Origin of the sequence: Collinsella aerofaciens (genome assembly GCF_025289055.1) — a bacterium.
Classification (GTDB): Bacteria; Actinomycetota; Coriobacteriia; order Coriobacteriales; family Coriobacteriaceae; genus Collinsella.
In genome coordinates, this window is sequence record NZ_JAESIQ010000036.1 from 1 (window position 1) to 10682 (window position 10682).

A 10682-nucleotide genomic window follows, 5' to 3' on the forward strand; every position below is an offset into this window, starting at 1 on the left:
TCCCTTGCGGCGTAGTTCTTATTTAAGCCGTCCAAGTTTTGGGGTGCAGTTCAAAGTGCGCAGCGGGGGTTTCATGCATGTCCGAGGACGTTTTCAGAGCTTTACCCTGTAGGGTCCCGAGGGGATAAGTCCGCTACTCAGCCATCTGAGCCTGGACGGCGGTGATGGCCACGACACCCACGATGTCGTCGGCAGAGCAGCCGCGCGACAGGTCGTTGACCGGCTTGGCGATGCCCTGCAGGATGGGGCCGTAGGCGTCAGCGCCAGCGAAGCGCTGGACCAGCTTGTAGCCGATGTTGCCAGCCTCGAGGTCGGGGAACACGAGCACGTTGGCCTTACCGGCGACAGAGGAGCCGGGAGCCTTGAGCTGGGCGACGGTGGGGACGATAGCGGCATCGAGCTGCAGGTCGCCGTCGATGGCGAGCTCGGGAGCCTTCTCCTTGCAGAACTTTACGGCCTCCTGGACCTTCTTGGCGACCTCGCCACCGGCGGAGCCCATGGTGGAGTAGGAGAGCATGGCCACGTGCGGCTCAACATTGCCCATGAAGGTGGACCAAGAGTGAGCGGAGGCGATGGCGATCTCGGAGAGCTCATCGGAGGACGGGTTGATGTTGAGGCCGCAGTCGGCGAAGATCAGCGTGCCGTCGGTGCCGAACTGCGGGGTGTCGGTGCACATCACGAAGAAGGCCGAGACCAGTTTGGTGCCCGGGGCAGTCTTGAGGATCTGCAGCGCAGGGCGCAGGGTGTCGGCGGTGGAGTGGCAGGCACCGGAGACCAGGCCGTCGGCGTCGCCCATCTTGACCATCATGGTGCCAAAGTAGGTGGCGTCCATCACCTGGGCGCGAGCCTGCTCGATGGTAACGCCCTTCTTGGCGCGGAGCTCGGCAAACTTCTGCGCGTACTCCTCGTGCTTCTCGGCATTGCGCGGGTCGATGACGGTAGCGCCGGGAACGTCGATCTCGTCGGGGTTGCCCAAGATGACGAGCTTTGCCAGGCCCTCCTCGATGATTTTGTTTGCCGCGACGATGGTACGCGGATCCTCGCCCTCGGGCAGGACGATCGTCTTAAGGTCGGCCTTAGCGGCAGACTTCATACGGTTTAGGAAATCGCTCATGTTACTCCTTACAAGCGTTTCGCTAAGCTCCAGGCGCCCGGCTGTTCACGAATAAACCCGCTGCTAGCGGGTTTACCTTTCAATAATGTACGCCGCGGTGCTTGAGCTTTCCTTGTGTGGCAAGCTCATTATAGGACGCATTAGCGCTATAATCGCTCTAATAAATATGTCTCGAAGAATGTTCGAGAAAAGCCCAGCTAACGAGCACGTGGCTTTTGACAAGGAGTATCGATGCAGATTACCTCAGGCCTGCCTGAAGGCTTTAATGCCGGTGCGTACGACATGATTGTTGTCGGCGCCGGTTATGCCGGTGCCGTTTGCGCCCGCCGTCTTGCCGAAACTATCGGCTATCGTGTTGCCGTTTTGGAGCGCCGTAGCCACATTGCGGGCAATGCCTTCGACTGCACTGACGAGGCGGGAATCCTGGTCCACGAGTATGGTCCGCACATCTACCATACCTTTAACGAGCGCGTCCACAATTTCCTGTCGCGCTTTACCAAGTGGACGGACTACCAGCACAAGGTGCTCGCCAACATCAACGGTACCCTTATGCCCGTGCCCTTTAACCATGCGAGCCTCAAGCTCGCCTTTGGCGATGAGCGCGGCGAGGAACTGTACCAAAAGCTCGTGGAGACCTTTGGCAAGGACGTCAAGGTGCCCATTATGGAGCTGCGCAAGAAGAACGACCCGGATCTTGCCGAGGTCGCCGATTATGTCTACGAGAACGTCTTTTTGCATTACACCATGAAGCAGTGGGGCCAGACGCCCGACCAGATCGACCCCTCGATCACCGGCCGCGTTCCCGTCTTTGTGGGCGATGACGATCGCTACTTCCCGCAGGCTCCTTTCCAGGGCATGCCGCAGGACGGCTATACCGCGCTCTTTGAGCACATGCTCGACCACGACCTGATCGACGTGTTCTGCGACGTAGACGCCCGTGACCTCTTTGAGATCGACGAGACTACCGTCAAGATCGACGGCAAGGTCTATGGTGGCGAGATCGTCTACACCGGTCCACTCGACGAGCTGTTCAACCTCGACCTGGGCGCGCTGCCGTACCGCACGCTCGATATGAAGTTCGAGACGCTCGATATTGATCAGTTCCAGCCTGTGGGCACCGTCAACTACACCACGAGCGAGGACTATACGCGCATCACCGAGTTCAAGAACATGACCGGTCAGGTTTTGCCCGGCAAGACCACCATCATGAAGGAGTACTCCAAGGCCTATACGCCCGGCTCGGGCGAGACGCCGTACTACGCTATCCTGGAGCCCGAGAACCGTGAGCTCTACGAGCGCTATCTTGAGCGTGTCCAGAACCTGACGAACTTCCACCCCGTGGGTCGTCTGGCCGAGTATCGTTACTACGATATGGACGCCGTGACCAATTCCGCCCTCGATCTTTCGGATGAGATTATCGCCTGCCATGCATAAAGTCATAACATTCGGTATTCCCTCGTATAACGCCGCCAAGGACATGGACCATTGCATCACCTCCATCTTGGAAGGGAGCAATTACGCCACCGATATCGAGATTATCGTGGTGGACGACGGCTCCAAGGACGAGACGGCCGCCAAGGCCGACGAGTGGGAGGCCCGTTATCCTGGAATCATCCGCGCGGTGCACCAGGAGAATGGCGGCCACGGTATTGCCGTCCTCTCGGGCCTGCGCGAGGCGCAGGGCACCTACTACAAGGTTGTCGACTCGGATGACTGGCTCGACGGTGCGGCGCTTTCGACCATGCTTTCGATTCTGCGTGGCTTTGAGGAGCGCGACCAGCGCGTCGACCTGTTTATCTCGAACTACGTGTACGAGAAGGTTTATGAGGGCACGCATACCGCTATTGGCTACAAGTTTGCCCTGCCGCGCAAAAAGATCTTTTCCTGGGATCAGATCGGTCATTTCCGCCTGGACCAGAACCTTCTTATGCACAGCCTGTGCTATCGCACGGATGTGCTGCGCGAGTCCAACCTTCCCATGCCGCCGCACACGTTCTATGTGGACAACATCTACGCCTACGTGCCGCTGCCGCGTTGCAAGACCATGTACTACGCCGACATCGACCTCTACCGCTACTTTATCGGTCGCGAGGGCCAGAGCGTCAACGAGGCCACGATGGTCAAGCGTCTGGACCAGCAGTTCCGTGTGACGCGCATCATGATGGAGTCGTACCACCTGTACAGCGATGTTGAGTCGTCGCGTCTGCGCTCGTACATGATGGGCTATTTCACCATGATGATGGCGATCTGCTCGGTGCTCACCAAGCTTTCCGAGGAAGATTGCGCCGACGAGCGCCTAAAGACGCTGTGGAATGATTTGAAGGCCTACGACGAGCGCATGTATCGTCGTGCCCGCTACGGCGTGGTCGGGTTCTTCACCAATCTGCGCGGACGGGCCGGAGACAAAACCACACTCGGCCTATACCGTCTTGCCTCAAAGATTTTCAAATTCAACTAGCTGCCGAGTAATCGCTGCTGATAGGTTGACTGGGCCCCTTGGCCTTTAGTTTGCTACTGCGAACAGTCCTGCTCGCACGGAAAGCACATTAAGTGCTTTCCGGCTCGTGCGGAACTTGTATCAAACTAAAGGCCAAGGGGCCTCTGCTATAAGAATCGATTGTCAGGTTATTTGAATTTGAAGATCTTCGACGCGCGGTACACAGGGGCCTGGGCTGAAAAAATATTAGTTGGTAGTCGGTCGGAGGCGGGCGGGCATTACGTTTGTCGCGAGTTCCGCATGCAAAGAAGGCCACTTAATGTGGCCTTCGTCTTGCATAGGACTGTAGAGCAGCAAACGTAATGCCCGCCCGCCTCCGACCGACGGTCGAGTGAGATTACTTCGCAGCACCTGGGATTCCGTGGGAGGTTTTGGCGGTTTTGGCTCCGTTTACGATGGCGGTTTCCAGGGCCCTTACGGCGAGCATGCCCAGCAGGTCTAGGGGAATGGCGGCGCTTGCCTGGGCGCCCAGTTTGCCGCTGGCGAGGGTGTAGATGGTGTCGCCGTCGTTGGTGGTGTGCGTGGGACGGATGGCGTGTGCGTAGGCGTCTGCGGCCATCTGGGAGACCTTGGTGGCTTGTGCCTTAGTGAGTTCCACGTTGGTGACGATGCAGCTGATGGTGGTGTTGGTGCGGTCGAGCGGCATCTGCATGGATCCGGCGGCGGCAAAGGCTGCGAGTTCCATGTCGACGATCTGGTCGCTATCGGCTGCGGCGCGCATACCGGCGACCCACTCGCCGGTGAAGGGGTCGACAACGTTGCCGCAGGCGTTGACCGAGACCACGGCGCCCACCTTGATGGGCCCGAGTGCCACGGCGGCAGCTCCAAGGCCGGCCTTCATGCAGGTGGCGGGCCCCATGAGCTTACCCACGGTGGCGCCCGTGCCGGCGCCTACGTTGCCCTGTTCGAGCTTGGTGGGGGTGTGGTCGAGTGCTTCGCACACGGCGGCGATGCCGGCCTCAATGTCGGGGCGCACGGTGGGGTCGCCAAAGGCAAGGTCGAAGATGCAGCTGGAGCACACGATAGGCACCTGCGTGGGGCCGACGGGAAGGCCGATGCCGCGGCTCTCAAGCTCGCGAGCGACGCCGCTTGCAGCCTCGAGGCCAAAGGCCGATCCGCCCGAAAGGCAGACGGCGTGGACCTTGTCGACGGTGTTCTCAGGTCGCAGCAGGTCGGTTTCGCGCGAAGCGGGAGCACCGCCGCGAACGTCAACACCGCCGGTGGCGCCCTCGGGTGCCACGATTACGGTGCAACCGGTGCCGGCCTCCTCGTCCGTATAGTTGCCATAGCAAAAGCCATCGACATCGCAGACGTCAATGGCCTCGAGCAGTGTATCCATGTTTAACTCCTATCGGTTTTCCGCCGCGCCTTGTGCCCGGTCGGGATCCGTACGGTACGCCAAAATTGTAGGCGCTGGGGAATACCCAGCGCCAGATGCAATTACGAGAGTTTTTGAATCGCGCGCGCGACGCGGGCGATGGGTAGGCCCACTACGTTATAGAAGTCGCCCGAAATATCGTGCACGAGCATGCGGCCGCCTGTGCCCTGGATGCCGTAGGCGCCGGCCTTGTCCATGGGCTCACCCGAGGCGACGTAGCGCTCGATCTGCTCGTCGGTGAGCTCGTAGAATGTCACGTCGGTCACATCGACAAACGACAGGCTCTCGGCGGCATGCGGGGCGGCCGTATCGCCTGCCTTAACGATGCAGACGCCGGTTGCGACCTGGTGCGTGCGGCCCGAAAGCTCACGGAGCATGGTGCGCGCCTCGCCCTCGGTTGCCGGCTTGCCCAAAATCTTGCCGTCGAAGGTGACGATGGTGTCGGCCGCGACCGTCAGTTCTTTGGGCTCGGCATACTCGGCAGCAACGGCAGCCGCCTTGGCGCGTGCCAAGCGCTCGACAAGCGTGAGCGGGGCCTCGCCATCAAAGGGCGTTTCGTCGATATCCGCGGGAATCACGCGAATGTTGTAGCCTGCCTCGCGCATCAGCTCTATGCGGCGCGGCGATTGCGAAGCCAAAATCATAGTTGGATGCCCTCGGCGACCTTCTCGACGGCCTTGTCGCCAGCGAGCGTGCGCAGCAGCTCCAATGCAAAGGGGAGTGACTGTGCCATGCCGCTGGCAGTGATGATGTTGCCGTCTTGCGTGACCTTCTCGCCAGTATAGGCGCCTTCGGGGAAGCTTTTCTCAAAGCCAGGGAAGCACGTGGCGTGGCGCCCCTCGAGTAGGTCGAGCTCGCCCAGGATAAACGGGGCGGCGCAGATGGCGGCGACGTGCTTGGTCGCGGCGAACTCGCAGACCACGTCGCAGACACGCTGATCGGCGCGCAGGTTGGTGGCACCGGGCAGGCCGCCGGGCAGCACGACGCAGTCGTACTCGTCAAAGTTGATCTCATCAAAGAGCGCATCGCAGGTCACGGGGATCTGCAGCGAGCTTACGACCTCACGCGTGGGCATAATCGAGACGAGCGTGGCACGCACGCCGCCGCGACGCATGACATCGACCATGGTCAGACATTCAATCGTTTCAAAGCCATCGGCGGCGAGAACGGCAACGCTGGGCATGAGGGTTCCTTTCATAGGCGGCATACAATTAGCCGTCTTATACCCCGAAGACCTCCGCTTGCCACGCTCGATTTCCCAATGATTTTTCTGAGCAATGATTAAGTGGCTAGTTGCGCCTAAGGTGGACGACGGTCTCGCAGTGGAAGGTTTGTGGGAACAGGTCGACTGGCGTGATCTTTACGGGGGAGAAGGTGCCTTCTTCGACAAAGCGTTTGAGATCGCGCGCCAGGGTGGCCGGGTCGCAGCTCACGTAGGCGACATCGCGAGCACTCGTGCTGGCGATAAGGTCGATCGCTTCGGGGGCGAGGCCTGCGCGCGGCGGGTCGACCACCAAGACGTCGGCATCCTGGTCGGGGAACTCGCGCACCGCGTCTCCGCCAATGACGTCGACGTTATCAAGCTTGTTGATCTCCAGGTTACGGCGCAGGTCGCGCACGGCGGGGCCGTAGGCCTCGACGGCAGCGACAAAGTCGCAGCGGCGGGCGAGCGGCAGGGTAAAGGTGCCGGCACCGCAGTACAGGTCCACGGCAAGCTCGTCTTCCTGCGGATCGAGCGCTTCCATGACAAGCTCGATCAAAATCTCGGCACCCTTGGTGTTGACCTGGAAAAAAGACGGGGCAGACAAGCGCATCTGACCCTCGGCGATATTCTCGGTCCATGAGCCCTCTCCGGCGAGCATTTCGACCTTGGAAACACGGCGGGCCTTCTTTTCGCCCTTGCTCATCACGCGTACGACACTTGTGGGGTGCGCGGCGTCTGCCAACACGCGCGAGACTTGCGAGCGCGGGAAAGAACCCGTAGGCGTCCAGAGCGCCACCTCGAGTGCCTTGGCGCGACGCGAGGCGCGAATGCCCACGCGCTCAAGGCCCAGGTCGTGGCTGCCGCTCAGATAATTGAGCGCGCCGACGACCGATTTGAGTGCCTTGGGGAAACGTTTGTCGAACAACGGGCACGAATCGACGGTCACGATCTTGCGAGGATCGACACCGTGCATGCCAAGACGCACGCGGCCGTTTACAACGGTCGGCTCGAGTTCGATTTTATTGCGGTAGCCCCAATCATCCTTGGTGTGGCGGATGGGTTGCACCAGTTCATCGACTTGATCGGGGCTGAACTTGCCGATACGCTCGAGCGTGGAGCGCAGATTTTGCTCCTTGGCGGCGAGCTGTGCCGTGCGTGAGAGATTGCCCCACGAGCAGCCGCCGCAGATGCCCACGAAGGGGCAGGGAGGCTGAATGCGATCGGGGCTTGGCTCCAGAATCTCGGTGGTGCGGGCACGCATGAACGACTTGCCGTCCTGTACGACCTCGGCCTCGACGGTGTCGCCTGCCACGGCGCCCTGCACAAAGACGGCCTTGCCGTTGTCGGCGTGCGCCAGCCCGTCGGCGCCGTAGGTCATCGATTCTATAGTGAGCTTCATATTCCTGCCTGTCATTCGCGTTGTTGTCCGCACCATGGTAGCAGGGAAAAGCGCCCCGCATCCGAGGCTTTCCTCAAATGCGGGGCGCTTCTACAAACGCCTATTTGGTCTTGCCGGTAATGAGCGTTTTAAGGCCTAGACCGATCAGGCCCAGACCCATGCGCACACGACCGGGGCGATGGCGCTCGATGGCCTTGGTCTTGCCGGCGGGCTTATCGCGACGGGCGCTCGTCTCGGGTGCGGGTTTGATGACCTGCGGATCGGGCTGAGGTGCAGGTGCAGGCTCGGGCTCAATGACGGTCGCCTGGACCTCTTGGACCTTGGGTGCTACTGGCTGCGGCTCGCCCTCGGGGGCAGGTTCCGCCTCAATGACGGGCTCGGGCGCGGCCTCGGCGTTGCGATAGGCACGCTCCAGTAGAGCTTCCTGCGAGTTGAAGGGTTTCTCACCCTCCGCACGCTCCACGGGGACCCAGGTGCCGTTGCTCGTGAGGCTGCGGGCCTTCACGTTGTCGCGCAGCTGCATGCCCATGTACTCGTGTACCAGGGCGCGGCAGGTGGGGTCGAGCACGGGGAAGGCGATCTCCACGCGGTGCTCGGTGTTGCGCGTCATCATGTCTGCCGAGCTCAGGTAAATCATGTCCGAGTCCACGCCAAAAGCGTAAACACGGGCGTGCTCCAAAAAGCGTCCGACGATGGAGCGGACATGCACGTTCTCGGTCTTGCCCGGAACACCGGGCTTGAGGCACGAGATGCCTCGGATGATCATGTCCACGCGGACTCCTGCGCACGATGCCTCGGCGATCTTGTCGATGACCTCGCGGTCGGTCAGCGAGTTGAGCTTAAAGAACACACGGGCGGGCTCGCCAGCGAGGGCGCGCTGGATCTCGCGATCCAGGCCGCGCATGATGAGCGGCTTGAGGCCGACCGGCGCCACGCCCAGGAAGCGGTAATCGCCGCGCAGGTTGCCCAGCGACAGGTTGCGGAAGAACAGGTTGGCGTCCTCGCCGATGCCGGGGTGGGCGGTCATGAGCATAAAGTCGCTGTAGAGTTTGGCCGTCTTCTCGTTAAAGTTGCCGGTGCCCAGCAGCGTCAGGCGCGTTAGCGCCATGCCCTCGCGATAGGTGAGCTGGCAGATCTTTGAGTGGCATTTAAAGCCCTCGGAACCATAGATGACGGTGCAGCCGGCCTCTTCCAGGCGCTCGGCCCACTCGATGTTGTTCTGCTCGTCAAAGCGGGCACGAAGTTCCATGAGCACCGTGACCTCTTTGCCGTTCTCGGCAGCATCGATCAGCGACTCGCACAGGCGGCTCTGCTTGGCCACGCGGTAGAGCGTGATGCGCAGCGAGATGCACTCGGGGTCGTAGGCGGCCTCGTGCACCAGATCCAGGAAGGGGTTCATGGCCTCGTAGGGATAAAAGAGCAGCTTGTCGTGCTGCAGCACCTGCTCGCGGATGGAGCGGGTCATGTCGATGGTGGGATTGGGCTGCGGCCTAAACGGCGTAAAGAGCAGCTCGTTGCGCAGGTGCTCGGGAATCTTGCCCTCAATGCCAAAGACGTAGCCCAGGTCGAGCGGGATATCGCAGGTAAAGACAGAGCGGCGCGAAAGCTCGAGCGCCTTGCGGATGGTCTTGAGCGTTGCCTTCTCGAGCGACCCCGAGACCGCGAGCACTACCGGCTGCAGACGCAGACGCTTCTTGAGGATGCGCTTCATGTGCTGGCGGTAGTCCTCTTCCTCTTCGACGCCCTCGCCGTCCGGATCGATGTCGGCGTTGCGGGTGACGCGGATCAGCGCACGATCCAGCGGCTTATAGGAGCCAAAGCAGCTGTCCAGGCAGGCGAGGATGACGTCCTCGAGCAAGATGTAGGAGTAGGTGCCGGTGGGCGAGGGGATCTCGACCACGCGGTTCATCGAGGTGGGAATCTCGATAAGGCCCAGCAGGCTCTCCTCGTCGGTGGCGCCGTCCAGACCACAGGCCAGATAGAGCGCGCCATTGCGTAGGTTGGGGAAGGGGTGGCGAGGATCGATGACCAGCGGCGAGATGACCGGCGACACGTAGGCCTGGAAGTAGCGGGTTACAAAGGTGCGCTCCTCGGGCGTAAGCGAATCGATGCGGGCGCGGTGAACGCCCAAGGTGTCGAGCTTGCCCTCGATGCTCTTAAAGATGGACTCCCAACGGGTAAGGAGCCCGGGCATTTCGGCCATGACAGCATCGACCTGTTCGGAGGCGGTCATATTGCTCTTGTTGTCGACAGGTTGCTTTTTGAGCTCTGCCAGATCGGACAGGCCGCCCACGCGCACCATGAGAAACTCGTCGAGGTTAGACTCGAAAATCGACACGAACTTTAGACGCTCGAACAGCGGAACGGTCTCATCGAAGGCTTCGTCAAGCACACGGTTGTCAAAGCGTAGCCAGCTGAGCTCTCGGTTCTGCGTGTACGAGAAGTCGCGAGGCGGTTTGCGCAGCTTTGCGGCGGCTTGCTTTTTTTCGATTTTGCTCGGCATATGCATCTGTCCGTTCAGTCCCCGCAGGGGACGGTAGCCTAACCCTATTCACTATTGTCTCAATTTAGTCGACTTGTGGCACGGACGTATTGTGCGAACGGTATCTTTACCTACTTCTTACGCTGACAAGTCATAGGACTGACGCCCTGCTCGTCTGCAAGCGGTCTATATCCTCACTCAACTGGTACGTAAGTGTGAATAAGAATGATGGATAGCTGAATATCATTGAATGCAGGCGGAAACGTAAACAAACATCATTTATATACATAAAACCGATTTAGCTATGCAATTCTGAATCAAAAGTTTAGAGATGCAATTGCAAATAGTTTTTAGGAAAAAAGAGCGTTTACCTTAGAAAAGTTACTTTAGAACGCCGAAGTACATTATGGGGGAATCTCATGCGATATACCGTTCATCGCACTTTGTTGACCGTTCGGGGGCGAGGTGGAATTGCGGGTGGAATTTGGATATAACTAGAGCTGTCAACAAGCAGCGTCCCATACGGAGGGGCGCTGATACATTCGGCCAGTAAGGCCCGAAAGAAAGGTAGGAGGCCATGACGAAAGGTCTGCACGTGCCTTCCGAGA

Annotated in this window: 8 protein-coding genes; 2 read left to right on the forward strand and 6 right to left on the reverse strand. The window is 60.1% G+C overall.

Going from position 1 to position 10682, the window contains the following annotated elements; genetic code table 11:
• Window positions 1–133 precede the first annotated feature (133 nt).
• The gene (pta, locus tag JMJ97_RS09275; RefSeq protein WP_117640338.1) at window positions 134–1114 is read right to left on the reverse strand and encodes a phosphate acetyltransferase; all 981 of its coding nucleotides are present in this window, start codon (window positions 1112–1114) and stop codon (window positions 134–136) included.
• A 231-nt stretch (window positions 1115–1345) separates the two neighbouring features.
• On the opposite strand from pta, the gene glf reads away from it, so the two are divergent.
• A complete protein-coding gene (glf, locus tag JMJ97_RS09280) occupies window positions 1346–2548 on the forward strand; it encodes a UDP-galactopyranose mutase (protein WP_260700082.1) in 1203 nt (400 codons plus the stop codon).
• A complete protein-coding gene (locus JMJ97_RS09285; RefSeq protein ID WP_022094096.1) occupies window positions 2541–3572 on the forward strand; it encodes a glycosyltransferase family 2 protein in 1032 nt (343 codons plus the stop codon). The genes glf and JMJ97_RS09285 overlap by 8 nt, the downstream gene beginning before the upstream one ends.
• A gap of 376 nt (window positions 3573–3948) precedes the next feature.
• Here JMJ97_RS09285 and JMJ97_RS09290 read toward each other — a convergent pair whose 3' ends face one another.
• From JMJ97_RS09290 to ppk1, 5 genes are all read right to left on the reverse strand, one after another.
• Window positions 3949–4950, reverse strand: a complete 1002-nt coding sequence (locus tag JMJ97_RS09290; protein WP_260700084.1) for a P1 family peptidase — start codon at window positions 4948–4950, stop codon at window positions 3949–3951.
• A 101-nt stretch (window positions 4951–5051) separates the two neighbouring features.
• A complete protein-coding gene (locus tag JMJ97_RS09295; RefSeq protein ID WP_260700086.1) occupies window positions 5052–5633 on the reverse strand; it encodes a Maf family protein in 582 nt (193 codons plus the stop codon).
• The gene (locus tag JMJ97_RS09300; protein ID WP_055287259.1) at window positions 5630–6172 is read right to left on the reverse strand and encodes a DJ-1 family glyoxalase III; all 543 of its coding nucleotides are present in this window, start codon (window positions 6170–6172) and stop codon (window positions 5630–5632) included. Before JMJ97_RS09300 ends, JMJ97_RS09295 begins: the two co-directional genes overlap by 4 nt.
• A 106-nt stretch (window positions 6173–6278) precedes the next feature.
• Window positions 6279–7607 carry a 23S rRNA (uracil(1939)-C(5))-methyltransferase RlmD gene (gene rlmD, locus JMJ97_RS09305; protein ID WP_260700088.1) on the reverse strand — a complete coding sequence of 443 codons (1329 nt, stop codon included), beginning with the start codon at window positions 7605–7607 and terminating at the stop codon, window positions 6279–6281.
• Window positions 7608–7692: 85 nt separating this feature from the next.
• A complete protein-coding gene (gene ppk1, locus JMJ97_RS09310; protein ID WP_260700089.1) occupies window positions 7693–10095 on the reverse strand; it encodes a polyphosphate kinase 1 in 2403 nt (800 codons plus the stop codon).
• Window positions 10096–10682 lie beyond the last annotated feature (587 nt).